Origin of the sequence: Bacteroides sp. 4_1_36 (genome assembly GCF_003466325.1) — a bacterium.
GTDB classification, from domain to species: Bacteria; Bacteroidota; Bacteroidia; order Bacteroidales; family Bacteroidaceae; genus Bacteroides; species Bacteroides uniformis.
The window spans coordinates 58,190-81,045 of record NZ_QSOX01000014.1 but is presented as its reverse complement, the minus strand read 5'-3'; the positions used below and the strand labels follow the sequence as shown (position 1 = coordinate 81,045).

The 22,856-nt window shown below is 49.3% G+C and carries 22 protein-coding genes and 1 pseudogene; 11 read left to right on the top strand and 12 right to left on the bottom strand.

Going from position 1 to position 22,856, the window contains the following annotated elements:
- Nucleotides 1–68: 68 nt before the first annotated feature.
- Complete coding sequence (locus DXD65_RS13865; protein WP_005830921.1) at nucleotides 69–671, bottom strand: phosphatase PAP2 family protein; 603 nt, start codon at nucleotides 669–671, stop codon at nucleotides 69–71.
- Between the two features lie 105 nt (nucleotides 672–776).
- On the opposite strand from DXD65_RS13865, the gene DXD65_RS13860 reads away from it, so the two are divergent.
- The 4 genes from DXD65_RS13860 (at nucleotide 777) to DXD65_RS13845 (ending at nucleotide 5,312) form a co-directional block, all read left to right on the top strand.
- Nucleotides 777–1,679 (top strand): helix-turn-helix domain-containing protein, encoded by a 903-nt coding sequence (locus tag DXD65_RS13860; RefSeq protein ID WP_005834304.1) that lies wholly within the window; start codon nucleotides 777–779, stop codon nucleotides 1,677–1,679.
- Between the two features lie 162 nt (nucleotides 1,680–1,841).
- On the top strand, nucleotides 1,842–2,540 hold the full coding sequence (locus tag DXD65_RS13855; protein WP_005830923.1) for a succinate dehydrogenase/fumarate reductase cytochrome b subunit: 699 nt from the start codon (nucleotides 1,842–1,844) through the stop codon (nucleotides 2,538–2,540).
- Between the two features lie 36 nt (nucleotides 2,541–2,576).
- Nucleotides 2,577–4,523 carry a fumarate reductase/succinate dehydrogenase flavoprotein subunit gene (locus DXD65_RS13850; RefSeq protein ID WP_005830924.1) on the top strand — a complete coding sequence of 649 codons (1,947 nt, stop codon included), beginning with the start codon at nucleotides 2,577–2,579 and terminating at the stop codon, nucleotides 4,521–4,523.
- Between the two features lie 33 nt (nucleotides 4,524–4,556).
- Nucleotides 4,557–5,312, top strand: coding sequence for a succinate dehydrogenase/fumarate reductase iron-sulfur subunit (locus DXD65_RS13845; RefSeq protein WP_005830925.1), 756 nt, complete (start codon nucleotides 4,557–4,559; stop codon nucleotides 5,310–5,312).
- A gap of 138 nt (nucleotides 5,313–5,450) precedes the next feature.
- Here the strand turns inward: DXD65_RS13845 and DXD65_RS13840 are convergent, their stop codons facing one another.
- The 4 genes and pseudogenes from DXD65_RS13840 to DXD65_RS13825 form a co-directional block, all read right to left on the bottom strand.
- Nucleotides 5,451–6,314 (bottom strand): helix-turn-helix transcriptional regulator, encoded by an 864-nt coding sequence (locus DXD65_RS13840; protein ID WP_005834297.1) that lies wholly within the window; start codon nucleotides 6,312–6,314, stop codon nucleotides 5,451–5,453.
- Nucleotides 6,315–6,462: 148 nt separating this feature from the next.
- Nucleotides 6,463–7,431: a fimbrillin family protein gene (locus DXD65_RS13835; protein WP_117887733.1), complete on the bottom strand. Its 969-nt coding sequence runs from the start codon at nucleotides 7,429–7,431 to the stop codon at nucleotides 6,463–6,465.
- 45 nt (nucleotides 7,432–7,476) lie between these two features.
- Nucleotides 7,477–8,481 carry a DUF5119 domain-containing protein gene (locus DXD65_RS13830; protein WP_373179682.1) on the bottom strand — a complete coding sequence of 335 codons (1,005 nt, stop codon included), beginning with the start codon at nucleotides 8,479–8,481 and terminating at the stop codon, nucleotides 7,477–7,479.
- Nucleotides 8,457–8,972 (bottom strand): annotated as a pseudogene (locus DXD65_RS13825) (DUF3575 domain-containing protein); the annotation flags it as partial. The pseudogene DXD65_RS13825 and the gene DXD65_RS13830, both read right to left, overlap by 25 nt.
- 536 nt (nucleotides 8,973–9,508) lie before the next feature.
- On the opposite strand from DXD65_RS13825, the gene DXD65_RS13820 reads away from it, so the two are divergent.
- Nucleotides 9,509–10,312, top strand: a complete 804-nt coding sequence (locus DXD65_RS13820) for a glycerophosphodiester phosphodiesterase (RefSeq protein WP_008662450.1) — start codon at nucleotides 9,509–9,511, stop codon at nucleotides 10,310–10,312.
- A 19-nt stretch (nucleotides 10,313–10,331) separates the two neighbouring features.
- Here the strand turns inward: DXD65_RS13820 and dprA are convergent, their stop codons facing one another.
- From dprA to DXD65_RS13805, 3 genes are read right to left on the bottom strand one after another with little or no spacing between them, the layout of a single operon-like run.
- Nucleotides 10,332–11,450 (bottom strand): DNA-processing protein DprA, encoded by a 1,119-nt coding sequence (gene dprA, locus DXD65_RS13815; protein WP_005834286.1) that lies wholly within the window; start codon nucleotides 11,448–11,450, stop codon nucleotides 10,332–10,334.
- An 11-nt stretch (nucleotides 11,451–11,461) separates the two neighbouring features.
- The gene (locus DXD65_RS13810; protein ID WP_005834284.1) at nucleotides 11,462–11,878 is read right to left on the bottom strand and encodes an acyl-CoA thioesterase; all 417 of its coding nucleotides are present in this window, start codon (nucleotides 11,876–11,878) and stop codon (nucleotides 11,462–11,464) included.
- A gap of 31 nt (nucleotides 11,879–11,909) precedes the next feature.
- Nucleotides 11,910–13,202: a peptidase U32 family protein gene (locus DXD65_RS13805; RefSeq protein ID WP_005830944.1), complete on the bottom strand. Its 1,293-nt coding sequence runs from the start codon at nucleotides 13,200–13,202 to the stop codon at nucleotides 11,910–11,912.
- A 69-nt stretch (nucleotides 13,203–13,271) separates the two neighbouring features.
- Between DXD65_RS13805 and dusB the strand changes: the two genes are divergently transcribed.
- From dusB to DXD65_RS21480, 3 genes are all read left to right on the top strand, one after another.
- Nucleotides 13,272–14,252: a tRNA dihydrouridine synthase DusB gene (gene dusB / locus DXD65_RS13800; protein WP_005834282.1), complete on the top strand. Its 981-nt coding sequence runs from the start codon at nucleotides 13,272–13,274 to the stop codon at nucleotides 14,250–14,252.
- Between the two features lie 102 nt (nucleotides 14,253–14,354).
- The gene (locus DXD65_RS13795) at nucleotides 14,355–14,600 is read left to right on the top strand and encodes a hypothetical protein (protein ID WP_055288301.1); all 246 of its coding nucleotides are present in this window, start codon (nucleotides 14,355–14,357) and stop codon (nucleotides 14,598–14,600) included.
- 10 nt (nucleotides 14,601–14,610) lie between these two features.
- Nucleotides 14,611–14,736 carry a hypothetical protein gene (locus tag DXD65_RS21480; protein WP_005834280.1) on the top strand — a complete coding sequence of 42 codons (126 nt, stop codon included), beginning with the start codon at nucleotides 14,611–14,613 and terminating at the stop codon, nucleotides 14,734–14,736.
- On the opposite strand, the gene DXD65_RS13790 is transcribed toward DXD65_RS21480, so the two are convergent.
- The 3 genes from DXD65_RS13790 to DXD65_RS13780 all read right to left on the bottom strand — a co-directional run bounded on the left by DXD65_RS13790 (nucleotide 14,733) and on the right by DXD65_RS13780 (nucleotide 17,696).
- Nucleotides 14,733–15,698, bottom strand: coding sequence for a phosphatase PAP2 family protein (locus DXD65_RS13790; protein ID WP_005830954.1), 966 nt, complete (start codon nucleotides 15,696–15,698; stop codon nucleotides 14,733–14,735). The two genes, DXD65_RS21480 and DXD65_RS13790, sit on opposite strands and share 4 nt — an antisense overlap.
- Nucleotides 15,689–16,696 (bottom strand): NAD-dependent epimerase/dehydratase family protein, encoded by a 1,008-nt coding sequence (locus DXD65_RS13785; RefSeq protein WP_005830955.1) that lies wholly within the window; start codon nucleotides 16,694–16,696, stop codon nucleotides 15,689–15,691. Before DXD65_RS13785 ends, DXD65_RS13790 begins: the two co-directional genes overlap by 10 nt.
- Nucleotides 16,697–16,757: 61 nt before the next feature.
- Nucleotides 16,758–17,696, bottom strand: a complete 939-nt coding sequence (locus DXD65_RS13780; RefSeq protein WP_034523299.1) for a cation diffusion facilitator family transporter — start codon at nucleotides 17,694–17,696, stop codon at nucleotides 16,758–16,760.
- Between the two features lie 226 nt (nucleotides 17,697–17,922).
- Here DXD65_RS13780 and rnr point away from each other — a divergent pair, with 226 nt between their 5' ends.
- A complete protein-coding gene (gene rnr, locus DXD65_RS13775) occupies nucleotides 17,923–20,067 on the top strand; it encodes a ribonuclease R (RefSeq protein ID WP_005830959.1) in 2,145 nt (714 codons plus the stop codon).
- A gap of 159 nt (nucleotides 20,068–20,226) precedes the next feature.
- Nucleotides 20,227–20,703, top strand: coding sequence for a pyridoxamine 5'-phosphate oxidase family protein (locus DXD65_RS13770; RefSeq protein WP_005830961.1), 477 nt, complete (start codon nucleotides 20,227–20,229; stop codon nucleotides 20,701–20,703).
- A 63-nt stretch (nucleotides 20,704–20,766) separates the two neighbouring features.
- Here DXD65_RS13770 and cysK read toward each other — a convergent pair whose 3' ends face one another.
- Entirely contained in the window at nucleotides 20,767–21,714 is a 948-nt protein-coding gene (cysK, locus tag DXD65_RS13765; protein WP_005830963.1) for a cysteine synthase A, read from the bottom strand.
- A gap of 219 nt (nucleotides 21,715–21,933) precedes the next feature.
- On the opposite strand from cysK, the gene epsC reads away from it, so the two are divergent.
- Nucleotides 21,934–22,833 carry a serine O-acetyltransferase EpsC gene (gene epsC / locus DXD65_RS13760; protein ID WP_005830965.1) on the top strand — a complete coding sequence of 300 codons (900 nt, stop codon included), beginning with the start codon at nucleotides 21,934–21,936 and terminating at the stop codon, nucleotides 22,831–22,833.
- The last annotated feature ends 23 nt before the right edge of the window (nucleotides 22,834–22,856 follow it).

Below are 22,856 nucleotides of genomic sequence, written 5' to 3'. Positions count from 1 at the left end.
ACTTAGGCGCGGATTATGCGGATTTAGTTTATCTAACTCCGCGTATTCCGCGTAATTCGCGCCTAAAATCATTCTCCGAACAGCCACTTATTCAGCCACTTGTTGACGTAGATGTTGACCACAGCACATCCAGCACCGATTGCAGCCCCCGCCAACACATCCGACGGATAATGCACTCCCTCGTTCATACGGGAAACTCCCACGGAACAAGCCCACAGGGCAGACGGAGCTATCACATACCATTTAGGATACTTTACACTGAGCGAGGTGGCAAGGGCAAAAGCCGTCGCCGTATGTCCAGAAGGAAAAGACGGGCTGCCTTCATGGCTATATGCATGCACTCTGTCGGGATATTTATCATAAGGACGCTCACGGTCCACCAGATATTTCATTCCATAAGTCACAACAAAAGCCCCCGCTACACTTGTACCTACGTAGACCGCATCTTTCAGCAAACCCTTATCATGTTTTATCCAAGCGGCAACCGCCATCGCCACCGGAACACCGACAGCAACATAGGGCTCCGAACGTGAAATTATCTTATTATAGTTACGGACAAACTTGCCATCCCAACTGTTAACCCGGTGCAAAGTGTTAATATCCCAATTCTGTGCCGAAAGACCGGATACAACAAGGCAGATAAAATATACAAAAAAAATAGCCTTTTTCATAAGTCCTTTATATTAGTTTGACGCAAAGATAGGACAAATAGATAGAGTTTTCACAAAAAAATTCTATCTTTGTTGCCACATTTATAATAATTCGCTAATCATTTCATGAGACTGGAAACTTGCTGCAACCGACAGATTGATTGTATGGTATGTCCCCAAAAATCAGAAGGAGTATTGGTTTACCGCCACTACCCCAAGGGACAACATTTCTCTGCTGAAAAGTGCACACAGAACTGCATGATATTTATGCTGAAAGGTGAATTACTTGTAAACAGTGACGAATATCCGGGCACCACTCTCCAAAGCCGCCAGCTCATCTTGCAAGCCATCGGCTCCAAAGTAGAACTCCTGGCTTTGACCGAAGTGGAATATATTGTCTATTGGTTCACCGAGCTTCCTCTGATTTGCGAAGAGCGCTACAAGGAGATACTGAAACGCTCGGAAGCCCCCTTGACTTATACCCCGCTTACCGCGATTTCCATGCTCGAAGGGCTCCTGAAAAGCCTTGCCTGCTACCTCAACGAGCAACCCTATGCGTGCAGCAAATACATTGAAATGAAATGCCAGGAATTGGTATACATATTGACATGCTACTATCCGCTACACCAAATCAGTACATTCTTCTACCCCATCAGCACTTATACGGAAAGCTTCCAATATTTCGTCATGCAGAACTACGACAAGGTGAAGAATGTGGAAGAGTTTGCCCACCTCGGTGGATATACCACCACCACATTCCGCCGTCTGTTTAAAAATATGTATGGGGTCCCGGTCTATGAATGGATTCTGGACAAGAAACGTGAAGGAATTCTGAACGACCTGCAATACACCAAACAACGCATTTCAGTCATCAGCGCCCGCTATGGCTTTGATTCCCTATCCCACTTTGCCCACTTCTGCAAAGACTCTTTCGGAGACACGCCCCGCGCCCTGAGAAAACGTTCGGCAAACGGAGAAAAGATTTCCATTATCTGCAAAGAGCAAGGCAAAGACCAGGAGGACGAGTAAACCTTTTACTTGTCCGTAAACTTCGCATTCTGCCGGATTACGGAATTATTTCTTTAATCGCTTGCTTTATCGCTGGATTTCTCCTATTTTTGCGAAACATTTACAGAAGTATCCTGATAGAACAAATTTTCAAACTATTAAATAACTTAAATTCAATCATTTATGTGGTTAAGTAATTCATCTGTAGGAAGGAAAGTGGTGATGAGCGTTACCGGTATCGCCCTTGTCCTGTTTCTGACATTTCACATGGCGATGAACCTGGTTGCATTAGTCTCGGCTAATGGCTACAACATGGTTTGTGAGTTCCTGGGAGCAAACTGGTACGCATTGGTGGCTACGGTAGGTCTGGCTGCCTTATTCATCATCCACATCATCTACGCTTTCTGGCTGACTATGCAGAACCGTAAGGCACGTGGTAGCGAACGCTATGCCGTTACGGAAAAGCCCAAGACTGTGGAATGGGCTTCTCAGAACATGCTCGTACTGGGTATCATCGTAATCGTGGGTTTGGGCCTGCACCTGGTAAACTTCTGGGCTAAAATGCAGCTTCCCGAGTTGATGCACAACATGGGCATGCATGCCGACACCCTCACGCTGGCATATGCAGCCAACGGTGTCTATCACATTCAAAACACCTTCAGCAATCCGGTATTCGTAGTGCTTTACCTCGTTTGGCTGGGCGCATTGTGGTTCCACCTCACTCACGGTTTCTGGAGCTCCATGCAGTCTTTGGGCTGGAACAACAAAGTATGGATTAACCGTTGGAAATGTATCTCCAACATCTATTCTACTATCGTTGTCCTCTGCTTCGCTCTGGTAGTTGTCGTATTCTTTGCAAAATCATTGTGCGGCGCTTGCTAAATTCAAATTGTAAATGACTAAATTGTAAATTGCATTATGACTAAGATAGATTCTAAAATACCGGAAGGACCGGTGGCTGAGAAATGGACCAATTATAAGGCTCACCAAAAATTAGTAAACCCTGCCAACAAACGTCGTCTGGACATCATCGTAGTAGGAACCGGACTTGCCGGTGCCAGTGCTGCCGCCTCTCTGGGCGAAATGGGTTTCAGAGTATTCAACTTCTGCATCCAGGACTCTCCGCGCCGTGCACACTCCATCGCTGCACAAGGTGGTATCAATGCTGCTAAGAATTACCAAAACGACGGTGACTCTGTATACCGTCTGTTCTACGATACAGTAAAGGGTGGCGACTACCGTGCCCGCGAAGCCAACGTTTACCGTCTGGCTGAAGTATCCAACAATATTATCGACCAATGCGTTGCACAAGGTGTTCCTTTCGCCCGCGAATACGGCGGTACACTGGACAACCGTTCTTTCGGTGGTGCTCAGGTATCCCGTACTTTCTATGCCAAGGGTCAGACCGGACAGCAGCTGTTGCTGGGTGCATACTCTGCATTGAGCCGCCAGGTGAACGTAGGCACTGTGAAACTGTATACCCGCTACGAAATGGAAGACGTTGTCCTCATTGACGGACGTGCCCGCGGTATCATTGCAAAGAACCTCGTTACCGGTAAATTGGAACGTTTTGCCGCCCACGCTGTGGTAATCGCTACCGGTGGTTACGGCAATGCCTACTTCCTTTCTACCAATGCAATGGCATGTAACTGCTCTGCAGCAATGGCTTGCTACCGTAAAGGTGCCTGGTTTGCCAACCCTGCTTACGTACAGATTCACCCCACTTGTATCCCGGTTCACGGTGACAAGCAGTCTAAGCTGACTTTGATGTCCGAATCTCTGCGTAACGATGGTCGTATCTGGGTTCCGAAGAAGCTGGAAGATGCCAAGAAACTGCAGGAAGGTACACTGCAAGGAAAAGATATTCCCGAGGAAGACCGCGACTACTACCTGGAACGCCGTTATCCGGCATTCGGTAACCTCGTTCCGCGTGACGTTGCCAGCCGCGCTGCCAAAGAACGCTGCGACAAGGGCTTCGGCGTGAACAACACCGGTCTTGCCGTATTCCTTGACTTCTCCGAAGCTATCAACCGTCTGGGTAAAGATGTCGTTGCACAACGTTACGGCAACCTCTTCGATATGTATGAAGAAATCACTGATGTCAGCCCATACGAAAACCCGATGATGATTTATCCGGCTATCCACTATACCATGGGTGGTATCTGGGTTGACTACGAACTGATGACCTCCATCAAGGGACTGTTCGCCATCGGTGAATGTAACTTCTCCGACCACGGTGCAAACCGCCTCGGTGCTTCCGCCCTGATGCAAGGTCTGGCCGATGGTTACTTCGTATTGCCTTACACTATCCAGAACTATCTGGCCGACCAGATTACAGTTCCCCGTTTCTCTACCGACCTGCCCGAATTTGCAGCTGCAGAAAAGGCCGTTCAGGAGAAGATTGACTGGATGATGAACATCAAGGGTAAGAAGTCTGTAGACTCTATCCACAAGGAACTGGGCCACATTATGTGGGAATATGTAGGTATGGGACGTACGGCCGAAGGCTTGAAGGAAGGTCTGAAGAAGCTGAAAGAAGTCCGCAAGGAGTTCGAGAAAGAACTGTTCATCCCGGGCGACAAGGAAGGTATGAATGTAGAACTCGACAAGGCTATCCGTCTGTACGACTTCATCACTATGGGCGAGCTGGTTGCTTACGATGCACTGAACCGTAACGAAAGCTGCGGCGGTCACTTCCGTGAAGAATATCAGACTGAAGAAGGCGAAGCCAAGCGTGACGATGAAAACTACTTCTACGTGGCTTGCTGGGAATATCAGGGTTCTGACGAAAAGGAACCGGTATTGCTGAAAGAGCCGCTGGTTTACGAAGCAATCAAGGTACAGACTCGTAACTACAAGAGCTAATCGGGAAGTTGAACATTTAAAGAATTAAAGAAAATGGATAAAAATATATCATTTACGCTCAAGGTATGGCGCCAGAAGGGTCCGAAAGCAAAAGGCGCTTTTGAAACATACCAAATGAAAGATATCCCGGGCGATACTTCATTCCTCGAAATGCTGGATATCTTGAACGAACAGCTGATTTCTGAAGGTAAAGAACCGGTTGTATTCGACCACGACTGCCGCGAAGGTATCTGCGGTATGTGTTCGCTCTACATCAACGGACATCCCCACGGTCCTGCAACCGGCGCTACGACTTGCCAGATTTATATGCGTCGTTTCAACGACGGCGATACCATCACTGTTGAACCGTGGCGCTCTGCCGGTTTCCCGGTTATCAAGGACTTGATGGTCGACCGTACGGCCTACGACAAGATTATGCAGGCAGGCGGCTACGTCAGCGTACGTACCGGTGCTCCCCAGGATGCCAACGCTATCCTGATTCCAAAGCCCATCGCTGACGAGGCTATGGATGCTGCCAGCTGTATTGGTTGTGGTGCTTGTGTGGCTGCTTGTAAGAACGGTTCTGCCATGTTGTTCGTTTCTGCCAAGGTGAGCCAGCTGAACCTGTTGCCCCAAGGCAAACCGGAAGCATTGCGCCGTGCCAAGGCTATGTTGAGCAAGATGGACGAACTCGGTTTCGGTAACTGTACAAACACTCGTGCGTGCGAAGCTGAATGCCCGAAGAATGTTTCCATCAGCAACATTGCCCGCCTGAACCGCGACTTTATCATTGCGAAACTGAAAGACTAATCCGGTCTTTCTGCAAATAATATAGGATGCGCTTCGGATAAACCTTCTGAGCAAGCTCAGATTTATCACTCAGCTTTCACTATATTTGATTAATATCACAAGAGACTCCTCTGCCGGGAAACCGCCGGAGGAGTTTTTTTATGACATGCCGTTTACTTCAGATAAATTGCCGGCACGCAAGCTACGGGGAGAAGCCCCGAAATTCTTTTTGCAGAAATTGGAAAAATGAGGCAGCGATTCAAAGCCATATTTATAGCAAATCTCTGATATAGAAGCATCCGTATAACGAAGTTCATAAACCACGCTTTCCTTCCTCCGTTCCATCATCCACTCGTACACCGGTTGATGAAAAACAGAATTGAATATACGCCGGAAAGTAGCTACTGTATATCCTCCCAACTGGGCAAGTTCCTCTACCGTCTTGACTTTGGCATGATTCTGCAAGACAAAGTAGTGGAAGGAATTAGTATACTGGGCAAGAGGATGTATCAGCATGGAAAGCTCATAGTCGGAGTAGTAATTTCCAAGAATGAAAGCAAGTTCTTTCCGTTTGAAACAAAGCATTTCCCGGCAAATCTTCTCCTCGGACAAATAGGCCTTGGAACTTTCCAGAAAGAGCTGCAACTCGGGAGTAATGGTCAAAGGATAGAATATCAATGGAGGGGTAACCTCTTTCATAATATGGTTATACCGGTCCTCACAGAAGAATTCAGGCTTACTGAACCGGTAACAAACGCATTCCACATCCGTCATGGCAAGTATTTCGTACTTGGAACCAATAGCTTGAAGGATGAACTCACCTGCATGCAACACAGTTCCCGCATACTCCTTACTGTTGACAAGCACTTCTCCTTTCAGCAGGAAAATTATAATATTTTCCTCACACTTTCGCGCCGGCAGATGGAATCCTCTGAGGTGGGAAGCATATATTATTGCATTGTCCACAGCCTTGGGACATTGAGCGCATTGTTTTTTACCTCTGCAAGCAGAAGAGTTGGGCATCGGCAAGTAGATTTGTTTGTTTGTTGCAGTGACAAAAATAGATAAATAATACTCATAAAAGAAACATTCCCCGAAAACTTTCATAAAGAAGTTTCGGGGAATGAATAAAATAGAAGTAATTCAGTTTTTTATTGCGGACAGTGCCGTTTTATTTTTCCACGTTCGTATCATCAGCCGTACTCCATGGACCAACTTCAGGTACAAAGGTTACTTTTGCCGCCTTATTGGCCAGCGTCAGCGTATAACGTATCTTTTTGCCTTCACCCCAGGCTTGTGTATCATTCAAGTCAATGGCGGAAGTTACAGTATCAAGAAGAACGTCTTTCTCATAGATGTCATAGACAACATTGATTTTGGCATTCGTATCCAACGTCTGGGGCATCAACATCCAGGCTGCATTCATTTCCACACCCGTTGTATTCACTTCCAATGCACTGCCGGCAATCGTATGCGCATAAGTGGCTGTTCCTTCCTGTGACTTCCATGTTGAATCATCAAAACCATAAGTTCCCTTATTGTGCACGCCGGATATTGTAAGTGTTTTCAGTTTATAAGTCAAAGCGTCGGCTGCCTTGACAGTGAAATTTATTTGGGTCAGTATATGGCCGAATTTCAAAGATACCCCACTGGCATTTGATGCCTTGGTTGCATCCGTCACTTTCGCGGCTACCAAGTCCGTTTGGGCAGCTACATCTGCTACCGTATAAGTAATGGAAGGATATATAGCACCAGCAGCCGGTTGATTGTACGTCAAGGCTCCGGTACCCGGATTCCCGTAAGCAAAGAACTGCAAGTTATCCGTCATTGGCCAATAATATGTTCCCCCAGTCAAACTCCAGTCGGGAGCACTATAGGTTACTTTAACATCTGTCATGAATTCCTTCATCGCATCAAAAGTCGCAACGGAGGCCATTGCTGTCGCTCCCGTATTATAAGCATACACAGTGAACCCTACCTTCTGCAATTCCGGCAAATCAGTCACTGTGGCTCTCGTAGTGTTACCCACTACTGTTCCCAATTTAATCTCCGCCTTTTGTCCGGCATTCTCTATCTCCTCACTTTCCGAGCAACTCATTACTGCTGCTGCAGCCAAAGCCAAAAATAAAACCTTCTTCATAATTGTCTGTTATTAAAGTTAATATATTTATTTGTCTGTTTGCTATCAATTCACCGGTAGCTCCACATCCGTCTCATCATCCCAATCATCCACATCGCCACCAATCCCTCCATCTCCTTCATCGGTTCCCGGTTCCAAATCATCCACCACAACCTTGTCCTCCGGTACGGGAACCTCGATATGGATTTCCGACCCAGGAACGCCCACATCAGGTTCTTCTTCGCCTCCTCCTGAGGGAGGAGCTGTTTCAATCACTTCCGTGATATCCACCTTCACCTCTTGAACCGTTTTATCTCGTTTCACAATCTTCAGTGTCAGCAACATAGGACTATCCGCACGGGTCTTGGTATCTTTCAGTAATACAAAACTGGAGAAATACCCCCATAAAAGCCCGTTTTCACGCTTTGTATCCACACATATAGGTACCTCGCTCAAATGGCAAGCACGGTTGCCTATAAAGTAACTTCCGTTCAAGCCGTCCACATGGCAGATGATGCTCGATATTCTATCCCATCCTTCCACCTTTATATCAAAGGAATAATGGTCCACTACCGCTTCCGGCTTCCAGTTCAACGGAAGCGCCACATCACTCTGCCTTATTTCCACCTCGTCCAAAGCCACCACATACAAAGGGTCGGGCGACCAAACCATATCTTCGTGTACATCCAGCCCCGTACAGTGTCCCGTAAAAGCCTCAATCGTCTCATAACTCTCGTCGCCCCGTATCTGTATACTCTCCGTATTGAAGTTATAGGCCACCACCGCATACTTCCCCGGCGGTACCTTCACCTCACCCCCTCCGGCAGGCAGATAACTTTCAACCTTTCTCCCCTGAGTATCTTTCGGATAGAAGATAATCCGCATGGTCTGCGGCAGCTTATCCGTCACCCCTTTCCAATCCAGTTTAATCTGTACTCCGCTAACGGGATAATCATCCAGCATATCGCGGAAGTCACAGCTTCCCAGCATTGGCAACAGCCCGAAGAACAGCCAGAGAATCATATGCCGTGCATCTTTCATACCACTCATCTCCCCGACGTTAGAAACCACACCAAAGAAACTTTTGCTTTTGTCGGCCCGATAAAGTGATACTTTCCACAGCTGACCCAAACCAAGTCATTTCCATAAGAAGTATATTTCCTGTACTCCGTATCCAAGTATCCAATGCCCACACTGAATTCAATCGCCAGATGCCGAGCCAGTGGACGCACGTATCCATAAGTTATTCCTGCAGCTGCGTAATACTTCCCCCGGTATCCCTTCTCCTTTTTCAACTGAAAATCATAGGTACCTCCTTCGGCATATGCTCCCAGGAAGTGTCCGGACAATCTTCCGCGCGTATGGCGGTTTCCCAACCAGTAACGCGCCTCTGTCCCTCCCGAAAGGAGCTGATAGCAAAAATTACATCCGCTGTCAGACCACCAAGGGCATTTGTACTCAACATTCAAAGACCACCTCTTTCCCAATGGCAGCTCCACTTCTATGTTCGGAGCCAAGGCCAGGTCGTAAAGCAAATTATTTTTTAACGCCAGCACCGTTTTACAAGTATGGCTATGGGATTCTGCCGACTTATTCTGCCCTATTACCTGCCCCGACATCATACAAAAAAGGAGTAGCCAAAGGACATATATAAAAATGCGTTTTCCCATAATTTCGTGTTGTATACAAACAAAAGTAGAAGATAATTACCGAATAAAAATCACTTTCCATCACTCTTTTCAAAGGCTGAAAGGTTCTGTGAAACGATTGAAACAGATTTGCAACTTCTGCCTTATCCGGGACGCTGTGAATAGATTCTTCTCTCTCAAAAAGTCAATCCGTGTGCGAAAACAGTAAAATTCAGTGAAAGAAATACAAAAGAAGTAGCAGGAACATTCTGAAATTTGGAAGATAACAACGGGAACCTTACATTTGTAATGTGATTTTTTTCATAGTATTAGATTTAAGGTTAACAAAGGTTGGAGTACAGCGGTACTCCTTTTTTTATGCCCATACGTTTCTCCGAATGACAAAAAATAGCTATCTTCGATGGCTTTTATAACTGTTAAAGAAGAAAACATCACCACTTGAGCCCATTATGAAAAAACCGGTACTCGCATTGCTTTCCATAATCCTACTTACCGCAGGATGTTCCCAACGGCCTGCCGCCACCACCAAGATACCCCTGACCAGCGCACACCGTGGTGCCGCCACCATCGCTCCCGAAAACACAATGGCATCCGTAGATTCGTGCATCAAATACGGTGTAGGCAATATAGAATGCGATGTCTGCATCAGTAAGGACAGTGTCTTCTACGTACTGCACGATTCCACCCTCGACCGTACCACCAACGGTACCGGCGCCATCTCCCAATGGCTGTCCACCGACATCGACACACTGGATGCCGGCTCTTGGTTTGCGCCCCGATTTGCCGGACAACGGGTACTACGCCTTACCGACCTGCTACGCAAGGCCAAAGAGCACGGTTTAAGAATCACCATCGACTACCGCAACGGCGGTCTGCACCAATTACTGAACTTGATAAAGGACGAAGGCATGCTGGAAAACTGCAACTTCACCTTCAGCAAGGAGTATCATGCCAAATGCTTCAGAAAGATGGCACCCGAGGTAAGAACCCTGCAAGCCTACATCAAAAGTGAAAAGGACATAGAGCATGTCGTAAAGGAACTGCATCCCGACATCGCTGTCGTCTGGATTGACTCCCTTACCCCGCAATTCGTAAAGAAATGCCGTGAGCACAACCTGCAGGTACTGGCACTTGTCCTGGGGCTGGACGACAAGACGGAAGAGAACCAGAAGGCAGTCGACCTGGGGGTAGACATCATAGCGACAGACCACCCGGAAAAGTTCATCATGAAATACGGGAAACCGTCCATATAAGGCAAGAGACCTGCCGCGCTCAAGTCAGCAAGTGATAGACACCACCCACCATTGCCTTGACCACTCCCTTCATCTCCAATTCAAAAAGCAAGGCACTCATCCGGTTGACGGGTATGTCCGCTTCCACCACCATCGCATTGATATGGAGGTCTCCCTGCCGCATAAGAATACGCACAACGAGCTCCTCCTCTTCCGTCAGTTCCGGGAAGAGATTACGCTGGATACCTTCTGTCCGGGCAGGCTGCTCCGCTACGGCCCAGCCCATAATCTGCACAAACTCTTCCGCACTCTGGATAAGGGCGGCCTTGTTGTCGCGTATCAACCGGTTGCAACCGATGGAAGATTCGTCCGTAACACGTCCCGGAACGGCAAAACAGTCACGATGGTATCCCTCCGCCAACTCTGCAGTGATAAGGGAACCTCCCTTTGCGGCAGACTCCACCACAATGGTAGCATCACTCATACCCGCCACAATACGGTTGCGGCTGACGAAATTATGCTTGTCCGGATTCGTCCCGGTAAGGAATTCGGTCAGCAGTCCGCCTTGTGCCAGCATGTCGATGGCTGTTTTCCGGTGGACATACGGATAGATGCGGTCCAGTCCGTGAGCAAGGACAGCAACGGTAGGGAGATGATTTGCCAAAGCGGCCCGATGGGCATGGATATCTATCCCGTAAGCCAGTCCGCTTACTACCAGCACATCGGGACAAAGAACGGCCAAATCGCGCAGGAAGTCGGCACAGAATTGCTTGCCGTAATCGGTGGCACGGCGTGTACCTACCATATCGATGACATGCAGGCGGTTGAAATCGGTGTTTCCTTTAAAGAAAAGTACAATCGGCGCATCCTCACATTCGCGCAAGCGGGAAGGGTAAGCCTCATCCTTCAACGTCAGGCAGGAAAGACGATTCTTCTCTACAAACTCCATCTCCTGCTCGGCACGCAGAAAGGCAGCGGGACAATCAAGAGCCGTCACTACCCCCGGATTCACACCGGGCATGATTTCGGGGAGCTCCTTCCGCCGACTGAATACTTCGGCAGCACTGCCCATACCCTCTATTAAACGCTTTGCCCCGATATGTCCTATACCGGGGCAAAGTGTGAGAGCTATGCTGCAAATCCGTTCGTCACTGTTCATTCCACCACAGATTACACAGATTCACACGGATTGAGATAAGGGGCAAAGAGACGGTCGAACAGTTCGCTATCGCTTAACCGTCCGTTCACCACACATACGGTTTCAACTATGCCTTTGAGACAGACTTTGCCGTCGGAAGCACGGAAGATATCTTGGTAAAAGACGTACTTGATACCCTCCTTCTTCATGTAGAGTTTGGAGACAAACTCGTCACCACTCCTCAGGGGAGTCTTGAAAGCCATATTGATACGTGCCACTACCGGGTCTACCCCCTGCTCGTGCAGTCCGGCAAAGCTGACGCCGGCACTCAACAGAAACTCATGGCGCGTATGCTCCAGATAATGCTGATAATTGGCATTATTGACGATGCCTTGCAGGTCGCATTCATAGTCGCGCACCTTCATGGGAAGTTCATAGATATAATTCATATTTACTATTGGACTATTTACTATTTGATACTTAGCCACGTTGTTTCTCCACATCCAAGCCTTTGAACTTCTTCAGTTCCTCTACGCTGACCAGCTTGTAGAGTTTGTCACTGGGACGTATTTTCACCGATTTCATCGAGAAATGCTGGCCTTTCTTTACAGTCTGCACGGGTTTCAAATCGACGCGTGCCTCGTCCAAAGTGACGAATTCGGCACCCGTTGTGGGACCCGTAATCAGCAACTTGTCGCCTACGCTCACTTCGGCTGCTTCTACCAGGAACTCTGCCACACCGATGTTTGAGAAGTAGCGGATGCCCTTACCCACATAGATTTTACGTTCCGTAGCGGCAGAGCCGTAGTTCTTGGTCCATTCGCCCAAGCGTTGTCCCAGGTAGTAGCCGTCCCAGAAACCACGATTGAAGACCGTCTTCAAACGTTCGTCCCACCGGGCAATTTTCTCATCGGTGAATGTATCGTCCAGATAGGAACGGATGGCTTCTTTGTAACACTCCACTACCGTGCGCACGTACTCGGGTCCGCGGGCACGTCCTTCTATTTTGAAAACACGAACACCTGCATCCAGCATCTTGTTCATGAAGTGGATAGTTTTTAAGTCTTTGGGGGACATGATGTATTGGTTGTCCACCTCCAATTCCACATCCGTCTCCTTGTCGCGCACCGTATAACTACGGCGGCATACCTGCATGCAAGCACCACGGTTGGCAGAGTGGTTCATCTCATGCAATGAGAGATAACACTTTCCGCTGACTGCCATGCAAAGGGCACCGTGGCAGAACATCTCTATACGTATCTGCTCTCCGCTGGGTCCACAGATATTCTCCTCACGGATATGGCGGTAGATTTCTGCCACTTGCTCCAGATTCAACTCACGCGCCAGCACCACCACATCGGCAAACTGCGCATAGAAGCGCAGGGCTTCCACGTTGCTGATGTTGAGCTGTGTGCTGAGGTGTACCTCCTGCCCTATCTGCCGGGCATAACTCATCACTGCCACATCAGCGGCAATGACTGCCGAGATGCCTGCCGCCTTTGCCGCATCTACAATGGTACGCATCAGCGGAATGTCATGGTCGTATATAATGGTATTGACGGTGAGGTAGCTCTTCATGCCATGTTCGTCGCACGTCCGGGCTATTTCCCGCAAATCGTCGATAGTGAAGGTATTTGCCGAACGGGCACGCATGTTCAGGTTCTCGATACCGAAATAGATGGAGTCGGCACCTGCTTGTATGGCTGCTGCGAGAGATTCGCGCGAGCCTACCGGTGCCATGATTTCGAAGTCACTGATTGAGTGTTTCATCATTTCTTTTTGAATTAGAGTATGCAAAGGTAGGCTTTTTTCTGTACTTTTGCGGACAAATCCGCTTAGATTATGAAGATTAAAGATATAGACCTGGGCCCACGCCCCGTATTCCTCGCCCCGATGGAGGACGTCACCGACCCTGCTTTCCGCCTGATGTGCAAGCACTTCGGAGCAGACATGGTATATACCGAGTTCGTTTCTGCCGATGCCTTGATACGCTCCGTAGGCAAGACCCAGCAGAAACTGAACATCAGCGATGAAGAGCGGCCCGTAGCCATACAGATATACGGACGGGACACCGCCACCATGGTAGAAGCCGCCCGCATTGTGGAGCAGGCACATCCGGACACGCTGGACATCAACTTCGGCTGCCCCGTGAAGCGCGTTGCCGGCAAGGGTGCCGGTGCCGGTATGCTACAGAACATTCCGCTGATGCTGGAAATCACTCGTGCCGTGGTAGATGCCGTGAAGATTCCCGTCACCGTGAAGACCCGCCTGGGCTGGGATGCCAACAGTAAAATCATCGTAGACCTTGCCGAGCAGTTGCAGGACTGCGGCATTGCCGCCCTCACCATCCACGGCCGTACCCGCGCCCAGATGTATACCGGCGAGGCGGACTGGACACTTATCGGCGAGGTGAAAAAGAACCCACGCATGCACATTCCCATCATCGGTAACGGTGATATCACCACTCCCCAACGGGCCAAAGAATGCTTCGACCTCTACGGTGTGGACGCCATCATGATAGGCCGTGCCAGCTTCGGCCGCCCGTGGTTCTTTAAGGAAGTGAAGCATTATTTGGAGACGGGCGAAGAACTCCCTCCGCTGAGTTCCGAATGGCGGCTGAACGTACTCCGCCAGGAAGTGGAAGACAGCGTCAACCTGCTGGATGAACGACGGGGCATACTGCACGTGCGCCGCCACCTGGCAGCAAGCCCGCTCTTCAAAGGGATTCCCAATTTCCGCGACACCCGGATAGCCATGCTGCGGGCAGAGACGAAGGAGGAACTGTACCGCATCTTCGAAGAGATAGAACCGTTGCTGCCATAGGAGAAAACCGCATACGATTTTTACCATCGAGTCCGATACTTGAGCAATCATCCTCACGCCCCTTCTTGAATAGCTTCTGAGAGGGGGGCTATTCAGACGCAGATGACACGCTTTGTTGCCATCCGCATAACTCACTGTCTGTCAGCAAGAAATTTTGCCAACCACTTGCCTTGCCCTTGGCAAACTTTTGCCATGCCTATGGCAAAGTTTTGCCAACGCGGTGGCAAAGCCTTGCCAATGGGAAGGCAAAACCTTGCCAACAAGGAGGCAAGAAAAAAAACATTGTTTCTTTGGCAGAAAGAAACAAGTCCCTATATTCGTCTTCCCAAGAAAGAAAGAATCCCATAAATATGTCTTTATGAAAAAGAAAAAACTGCTCAAACAGCTCATCGTAAACTTCCAGCATTCACTTCCGGCAGAAGTTTATCCGCGTACATTGGTATTGCCCACAGACAGTGGAAAGATAATCACCGTGCCCGACTAGCGGAACATCGGCTGCGCAAACCATCGCTTGAACATCCACGTGGCCAGGATATAAATGCCGAAAGCCGATACGAAACCCACGATAGAGTCTATCAGGTAATGTGCCTGGATATAGACCGTAGCCCCGCACAACAGCAGATAGAAAGGAAACAAGCAGGCAAACAGACGCTTGCTGCCACGCCATGCCATAATCATCAGTACCGTAGACATTCCGACGTGCGAACTGGGAAAAGCAGCCGTGGGGCGCTCACCCACCTGCTGGGAACTCTCCACCAGGTTGTAGAAGAAGCCGTGCTCATAGCCCGGACCGGGAAGAAGTTCCTGATGGTGATGGAAATAGTCACCGATGGACGGGAAGATACCTTGCGCCACATGGTCGCTTCCAATGGCGGGGAAGTAGAACTGCGGCCCGGCAACGGGGACGAAGATATAAATAAGGTAATAGATGAAGAAAGCGGTGACGATGACGAACGAAACCTTCTCGAAAAGGTCGAAACGATAAAGGAAATACCACACCACCACCAGCAGAATCATCGGATAATAGAAGAAGTATCCCATATTGAACGGCTCGCTCACCCACATCTGCGGAAACCTTTCACAGAACCATACAGCAGGCTGTCCGCCAAACATCCACTGCTCCACCGACGCGAACACGTGGTCGAGATTGGGGAATATCCGGTTGAACTCAAAGGTGTCGGGATACCAATAGGAAAGCAGTGACATCTGGATGGCTATGCGCACAAAGGCAGAGAACTTGCAGGGTGCCAGCCGGTAAAGATACATCAGCAGGAACGTCATACCCGCAATGACAACACGGTCTGCAAGCATCTGCACCGGATGATCCATTTCCTGAAAAAGAAACAGAATGAGAATGGAAGTCAGCAAATTGTATATCAGCGTAATCTTCTCTACCGCAAAAAGCCCCTTACGGGTTTCTACCCTTTTAAATAAATCTAAAGCCATCCCTTATCCTTATACCAGGCAATGGTTTCCTTTACACCCCGTTCCAGGTCGTACTCAGGACTGAAGCCCAGTTCCTCGACGGCCGGTGTGATGTCACACTGCCAGTTGCGTTGTTTCATTATTCTATACTTGTCCGAATTGAGCGTACTGGTCTTGTTCTGCCGCTTCGCCCAAAATTCAGCGAGCAAAGATACGACTTTCAATACAATTAACGGACATCTCAGGCGAATAACAAACGGATTGCCCAATTCTTTCCTTATCAAATCGGAAAAAGCACGGCTGCTATACACCTTCCCGTCAGCCAGGAAATAGGCGCGGCGGGACACCTGCTTCTCTATCCCGAGGAAGACGGCCTGCACGATATCCTTTACATATACAAACGTCAAGTCCTGGCGGCAGAAGCCTACAGAAAAGTCCGTATGCTGCCGGATGGACTTTGCCATAAGATAATAATCCTTCTCACGCGGCCCGTATACACCCGTCGGCCGGTAGATGACGTAGGGGAAACCCGGAATACTCTGCAAATAAAGTTCTGTTTTCAGTTTACTGAGTCCGTAGGCGGTATTGGGTGAAGGGGGGTCACTCTCCATAATCGGGTCGTAGGTCCTCTCGCGTACCGGGCCGAACACACTCAGCGTACTGATGAAGATAAACTGCTTGGGAATCATGTTCAGCTCCCTCAGCGTATCGATGAAGTATTTGGTCTGCAGATAATTCACCAAATCGAATTCGTTCTTGTCCACACACTTCGTCACACCGGCACAATGGACAATATAATCAAACTTATTGTAGGTCCCTTTATGTCCCGAGAGTTGTGCCCTCAGTTCATTGGGGTGCGCAAAGTCCAGTTCGAGGAAATGTATCTTGCGGTCACGCAGATACTCGCGGCTGCTGGACGAACGTACACCCGCCCACACACCGAACTTGCGCTTCAACGCCTCCTCCACGATGAAACTTCCGATAAATCCGCTTGCTCCTGTAATTAAAATCGATTCCACTTCTTCAGTTACAAATTACTAATTACTTTTCATCCGGTCCGTCACCTTGACGCTCCTTGTGTTACTCTGTCGCCTCGTTACTCTTCTTCACCGGCTCCACATGGATGCTGACCAGTGTTCCTTTGCCGAACTGCCTTTTCAACTTGTTCTCCACCGCCGTTGCCGTCTCGTGGGCTTCCTCCAGCGAGATGCTGCCATCCATACGCACATGCACCTCGATGGCACAATAACTGCCGATGCGGCGCGTACGAAGGTGATGCGGCGAGCTGATACCGGGAAAAGAGAGAATCGTCTTCAGTATCTCATCCTCCACCTCGGCAGGCAATGATTTCTCCAACAGTTCGTCCACACACGGTATCAACAACTGCACAGCCACCTTCATAATGAAAAAGCTGACAATAACCGCTGCCACCGGGTCCAGCACCCGCCAATGGTCACCCAAAAGAATGGCGCCACCTATACCCGCTGCCGTGCCTATGGACGAAAACGCGTCACTCCGGTGATGCCAGGCATTGGCAACAACCGCCTGCGAATTCAACTTCCTGCCCTTGAATACGGTATATTGATAAAGCACTTCCTTGAAAACGATGGATACCAATGCAGCCACCAGTGCCAGTATACCGGGTTCCTGCAGAGAGCCGCCTTGCAGGAAACGGTAAATGGAGGAAGCCCCGTTCCAGAAAATGCCGAATCCCACAAACAACAGAAAAATACCGATAATGGCAGTTGCCAGCGTCTCGTACTTGCCATGACCGTAATCGTGTCCTTCATCTTCGGGCTTTGCCGAAATGCGCACAAAAACAATGACAATAATATCTGTAATGAAATCCGACAAAGAATGTACCGCATCCGCCAGCATGGCGGCACTGTGACCTACAATACCTGCAAAGAATTTGAAGACAAGCAAGAGAAAGTTTACCACACTTCCCACAACCGTCACCCGGTAAATGTCTTTTTCCCGTGTGGCATCTGCTTTTTTGTTCAGAGTTTGCATTTCCATCTGCTTTTCGTCTAAGGTACAGCCTATCTTCACTTTGTGTGCAAATATAGTACATAAATCCATTACAATCTGTCGTTCCTTCATTATTTTCAATAGAATGATAATATTTTGAAGTCTGAGTGAACGAAGGAACGTATTTATTTGTTTACTTTGCAAGAGGTAATCACCACAGATTACACAGATTGACACAGAATCTCTATTTATACATAAAATACATCATAACATTATGGCCAAAAAGAAAGAAAAGAAAGCCGGCAAACGCATGAAGAAGAAAGAGCTCGTCAAAGTACTGCTGGAATTCTTCCACACAAAGCAAGACGAAGTATTATCCCTGAAATACATCTTTGAACAACTCCACCTCACCACACATCCGCTGAAGATGCTGTGCATGGACATCTTGTCCGAACTGTCGATGGACGACTACATCACAGAAGTGGACAAGCACAAATACAAGCTGAACAACCACGGCGTGGAAATGACCGGAACCTTCCAGCGCAAGAGCAACGGCAAGAATTCCTTTATACCGGAAGGTGGAGGCGAACCGATATTCGTGGCCGAACGCAACTCGGCACACGCCATGAACAATGATAAAGTGCGTATCGCCTTCTATGCCAAGCGTCGCGGACGCGAAGCCGAAGGAGAAGTCATCGAGATACTGGAACGTGCCAACGACACCTTCGTGGGTACCCTGGAAGTTGCCAAGTCATACGCTTTCCTTGTAACGGAAAACCGTACGCTTGCCAACGACATCTTCATCCCCAAAGAAAAGTTGAAAGGCGGCAAGACGGGCGACAAAGCCATCGTAAAGGTGGTGGAATGGCCCGACAAAGCCAAGAACCCCATCGGCCAGGTAATCGACATCCTGGGGCGCGCAGGAGACAATACCACCGAGATGCACGCCATCCTGGCGGAATTCGGCCTGCCCTATGTCTACCCCGCTGCCGTAGAGAAAGCTGCCGACAAGATACCCGCCGAAATCTCCGCCGAGGAAATAGCCCGACGTGAGGACTTCCGGGGTGTGACCACCTTCACCATCGACCCCAAGGATGCCAAGGACTTCGACGACGCCCTCTCCATCCGCAAACTGAAAGGGGGACTTTGGGAAGTAGGAGTACACATTGCCGACGTGACCCACTACGTGAAAGAGGGCGGCATCATAGACAAGGAAGCCGAGAAGCGTGCCACATCCGTCTACCTCGTAGACCGCACCATCCCAATGCTCCCCGAACGGTTGTGTAATTTCATCTGTTCACTCCGCCCCGACGAAGAGAAGCTTGCCTACTCCGTCATCTTTGAAATGACGGAAAAAGGCGAAGTGAAGAACTCACGCGTGGTACATACCGTCATCAAGAGCGACCGCCGCTTCACCTACGAAGAAGCCCAGGAGATTATAGAAACCGGCAAAGGAGACTTCCAGGAAGAGGTGCTCCAACTGGATAAGCTTGCCAAAATACTGCGTGAGAACCGCTTTAAGGCAGGAGCCATCAACTTCGACCGCTACGAAGTGAAGTTCGAAATTGACGAGAAGGGCAAACCCGTCAGCGTCTACTTCAAGGAGTCGAAAGATGCCAACAAGCTGATAGAGGAGTTCATGCTGCTCGCCAACCGCACCGTAGCCGAAAAGATAGGCCGCGTGCCCAAAGGCAAGAAAGCCAAAGTGTTACCATACCGTATTCACGACCTCCCCGACCCGGAGAAGCTGGACAACCTGGCACAGTTCATCGCCCGTTTCGGCTACAAGCTGCGTACCAGCGGTACAAAGACCGACATCTCCAAGTCCATTAACCACCTGCTGGACGACATCCAGGGCAAGAAGGAGGAGAACTTGATTGAAACCGTCTCCATCCGCGCCATGCAGAAGGCACGCTACTCCGTGCATAACGTGGGGCACTATGGTTTGGCTTTCGATTACTATACCCATTTCACCTCGCCCATCCGCCGCTATCCGGATATGATGGTACACCGTCTGCTCACCAAGTACTTGGACCAGGGAGGCCGCACCGTGTCCGAACAGAAATACGAAGCCCTCTGCGAACACAGCAGCAGCATGGAGCAGATAGCCTCCAACGCGGAACGCGCCTCCATCAAGTACAAGCAAGTAGAATTCATGACCGAACGCCTGGGACAGACCTTCGACGGTGTCATCTCCGGCGTAACGGAATGGGGACTCTACGTGGAGCTGAATGAGAACAAGTGCGAAGGCATGATTCCCATCCGCGACCTCGACGATGACTATTACGAATTCGATGAAAAGAACTACTGCCTGCGCGGACGCCGCAAAAATAAAATTTATAGTCTGGGAGATGCCATTACCATTAAGGTGGCACGCGCTAACTTGGAAAAGAAGCAGTTGGACTTTGCACTGGTGTAACCTCACCCCCTCTCCCCTCTCCGATAGAGAGGGGAGAGGAGAGCAATGAATTGAAAACTTGCGAAACTTGAGTGAAGTGAAATAAAGAATAACCCTACAATATTTAAATATCCCCACTCCCCTCTCTTTCGGAGAGGGGCCGGGGATGAGGCTTTGCACATGAAGACAATTACTATTACAGACCCTACACAGATTGAGGAAATTATCCGTAAATGCCCATACTGCATAGTGGGCATCACAGACCTTGAAGGAAACCCATATGCGGTTCCCATGAACTTTGCCTATCAAGACGGGGTAATATACTTGCATTCCGGCCCGGAAGGCAGTAAAGTGGAGATGGTAACAAAGCACCCGCAAGTTTGCATCACCTTCTGCGAAGGACACGAGCTGGTTTATATGCACCGGCAAGTGGCATGCAGCTACAGCATGAAGTCGCGCAGTGTTATCTGTCGTGGGAAAGTACACTTCGTGGAAGACATGGAAGAGAAGCGACGCGTACTCGACATGCTGATGAAGCAATATACGGAAAATGAATGCAAATATGCCGAACCCGCCGTACGCAATGTCAAGATATGGGAAGTGAAAGTAGAGAAAATAAGCTGCCGGTCATTCGGGTTAAGACCAAGCGAACTATAAATACCATCTGCCGGTCACCTGCTCCACATTGATGGAGCGGATAACCGGCAGAAATATTTACTTTTACAACGGATATTCCTCAAATGCATACAACAGCGTCGAAAGATACCGTTCTCCCGTATCGGGCAGCAGCGCTACAATCGTCTTTCCTTCATTCTCGGGCAACCGTGCCAAGCGGGTAGCTGCAGCAACGGCAGCTCCCGAAGAGATGCCGACCAACAATCCCTCATACTTCGCCAGTTCGCGGCCCGTACGTATGGCGTCATCATTGGATACCTGCAGAACTTCGTCTATTACGGCACTGTTATAGTTCTTTGGCACAAATCCGGCACCGATACCTTGTATTTTATGGGGACCGGGCTTCCCACCGGAAAGTACGGGAGAATCTTCGGGCTCCACAGCCACAATCTTTACCTTCGGGTTATTGGCTTTCAAGGCTGCACCCACACCACTCACTGTGCCTCCCGTCCCTACACCGGCCACGAAAATATCCACCCGGCCGTCTGTATCACGCCAGATTTCTTGTCCGGTAGTACGCTCGTGCATTGCCGGATTGGCAGGATTGTCAAATTGCTGTAGAATCAGCGAGCCGGGGTTGGCGGCTTTCAGTTCTTCGGCACGGGCTATTGCGCCTTTCATACCGTCGGCACCCGAAGTCAGTACCAGTTCCGCACCAAGGGCTTTCAAGAGGTTGCGGCGTTCCAAACTCATCGTGTCGGGCATCGTCAGTATCAGCTTGTAACCTTTGGCGGCGGCCACAAAAGCCAGCCCTACGCCCGTATTCCCACTGGTAGGTTCGATGATGGTGGCACCAGGCTTCAACAGCCCTTTTGCCTCGGCATCTTCTATCATGGCAAGCGCCACGCGGTCCTTCACACTGCCGGCAGGGTTAAAATATTCCAATTTGGCAATAACACGGGCTTTCAGACCCTTATTCTTGTTATAATTATTCAACTCCAGCAAGGGAGTGTTGCCTACCAGGTCGGTAAGGCGTTCTGCTATCTTCTTCATAATCCAACTGTTTTTAAATTCCTCATTCCCCTAAGGGAAAAGACTAACAATCCGGAGTGGAACGAGGTATGTTATTTCTTACAAGACAAAAGTAGCGCAAAATTGGTTCGTAGAAAATACCACAAATATGGTAAATACGTACTATAAATGAGGGATATGTAGGATATTTGACGAGTATTTCCTATCTTTGTTGCCACTTTTAAACTTAAGGATATCATAATGAGTCCACTCAACTTTACCCACATTTTGACACAAGCAGTCGATGAGCTATCGGAAAGCGAATCATACAAAGGACTGTTTCACCAGCATACGGACGGCAACCCGCTGCCTTCGGCAAAAGTGCTGCGCGACATCATCGAACTGGCGCGAGCCATCATCTTCCCCGGATATTTCGGAAATTCTACGGTCAACAGCCGTACGGTGACTTACCATATCGGTGTCAATGTCGAACGCTTGTTCGACCTGCTGACCGAGCAAATCCTTGCCGGCCTCTGCTTTGCAGGCGACGGCGAATGCAACTGTTGTACCGAGCTCCAACGGGAAGAAGCCGCCTTATTGGCTGCCAAGTTCATCAGCAACCTGCCGGCAATGAGACGTACACTCGCCACAGATGTGGAAGCCGCCTACAACGGTGACCCCGCCGCACAGTCGTTCGGCGAAGTCATCAGCTGCTATCCGGCCATCCGCGCCATCAGCAACTACCGCATCGCACACGAGTTGCTCAAGTTGGGTGTTCCCCTCATTCCCCGCATCATCACCGAGATGGCGCACAGTGAAACGGGAATCGATATCCATCCAGGAGCGGAAATAGGTGGTTATTTTACCATCGACCACGGTACGGGTGTGGTAATCGGCGAGACCTGCATCATCGGCAACAACGTGAAGCTGTACCAGGGTGTGACCCTCGGTGCCAAGAGCTTCCCGCTAGACGAAGACGGCAAGCCCATCAAGGGTATTCCCCGCCATCCCATTCTGGAAGACAATGTGATAGTCTATTCCAACGCCACCATATTGGGACGCATCACCATCGGACAAGGAGCCACCGTAGGCGGCAATATCTGGGTGACAGAAGATGTTCCCGCAGGAGCAAGGATTGTACAGACAAAGGCCAAGAAGTAAGTCACAAACAACCAATAAACAAT

Excerpts from the sequence above, each read along its gene's own strand:
- DXD65_RS13865 (WP_005830921.1), bottom strand. The coding sequence starts at position 671 with ATGAAAAAGGCTATTTTTTTTGTATATTTTATCTGCCTTGTTGTATCC.
- DXD65_RS13770 (WP_005830961.1), top strand. The coding sequence starts at position 20,227 with ATGAAGACAATTACTATTACAGACCCTACACAGATTGAGGAAATTATC.
- DXD65_RS13795 (WP_055288301.1), top strand. The coding sequence starts at position 14,355 with ATGACACGCTTTGTTGCCATCCGCATAACTCACTGTCTGTCAGCAAGA.
- DXD65_RS13855 (WP_005830923.1), top strand. The coding sequence starts at position 1,842 with ATGTGGTTAAGTAATTCATCTGTAGGAAGGAAAGTGGTGATGAGCGTT.
- epsC (WP_005830965.1), top strand. The coding sequence starts at position 21,934 with ATGAGTCCACTCAACTTTACCCACATTTTGACACAAGCAGTCGATGAG.
- DXD65_RS13790 (WP_005830954.1), bottom strand. The coding sequence starts at position 15,698 with ATGGCTTTAGATTTATTTAAAAGGGTAGAAACCCGTAAGGGGCTTTTT.
- DXD65_RS13780 (WP_034523299.1), bottom strand. The coding sequence starts at position 17,696 with ATGGAAATGCAAACTCTGAACAAAAAAGCAGATGCCACACGGGAAAAA.
- DXD65_RS21480 (WP_005834280.1), top strand. The coding sequence starts at position 14,611 with ATGAAAAAGAAAAAACTGCTCAAACAGCTCATCGTAAACTTCCAGCAT.
- DXD65_RS13860 (WP_005834304.1), top strand. The coding sequence starts at position 777 with ATGAGACTGGAAACTTGCTGCAACCGACAGATTGATTGTATGGTATGT.
- DXD65_RS13850 (WP_005830924.1), top strand. The coding sequence starts at position 2,577 with ATGACTAAGATAGATTCTAAAATACCGGAAGGACCGGTGGCTGAGAAA.
- DXD65_RS13845 (WP_005830925.1), top strand. The coding sequence starts at position 4,557 with ATGGATAAAAATATATCATTTACGCTCAAGGTATGGCGCCAGAAGGGT.
- DXD65_RS13820 (WP_008662450.1), top strand. The coding sequence starts at position 9,509 with ATGAAAAAACCGGTACTCGCATTGCTTTCCATAATCCTACTTACCGCA.
- rnr (WP_005830959.1), top strand. The coding sequence starts at position 17,923 with ATGGCCAAAAAGAAAGAAAAGAAAGCCGGCAAACGCATGAAGAAGAAA.
- cysK (WP_005830963.1), bottom strand. The coding sequence starts at position 21,714 with ATGAAGAAGATAGCAGAACGCCTTACCGACCTGGTAGGCAACACTCCC.
- DXD65_RS13840 (WP_005834297.1), bottom strand. The coding sequence starts at position 6,314 with ATGCCCAACTCTTCTGCTTGCAGAGGTAAAAAACAATGCGCTCAATGT.
- dusB (WP_005834282.1), top strand. The coding sequence starts at position 13,272 with ATGAAGATTAAAGATATAGACCTGGGCCCACGCCCCGTATTCCTCGCC.
- DXD65_RS13835 (WP_117887733.1), bottom strand. The coding sequence starts at position 7,431 with ATGAAGAAGGTTTTATTTTTGGCTTTGGCTGCAGCAGCAGTAATGAGT.
- DXD65_RS13810 (WP_005834284.1), bottom strand. The coding sequence starts at position 11,878 with ATGAATTATATCTATGAACTTCCCATGAAGGTGCGCGACTATGAATGC.
- DXD65_RS13805 (WP_005830944.1), bottom strand. The coding sequence starts at position 13,202 with ATGATGAAACACTCAATCAGTGACTTCGAAATCATGGCACCGGTAGGC.
- dprA (WP_005834286.1), bottom strand. The coding sequence starts at position 11,450 with ATGAACAGTGACGAACGGATTTGCAGCATAGCTCTCACACTTTGCCCC.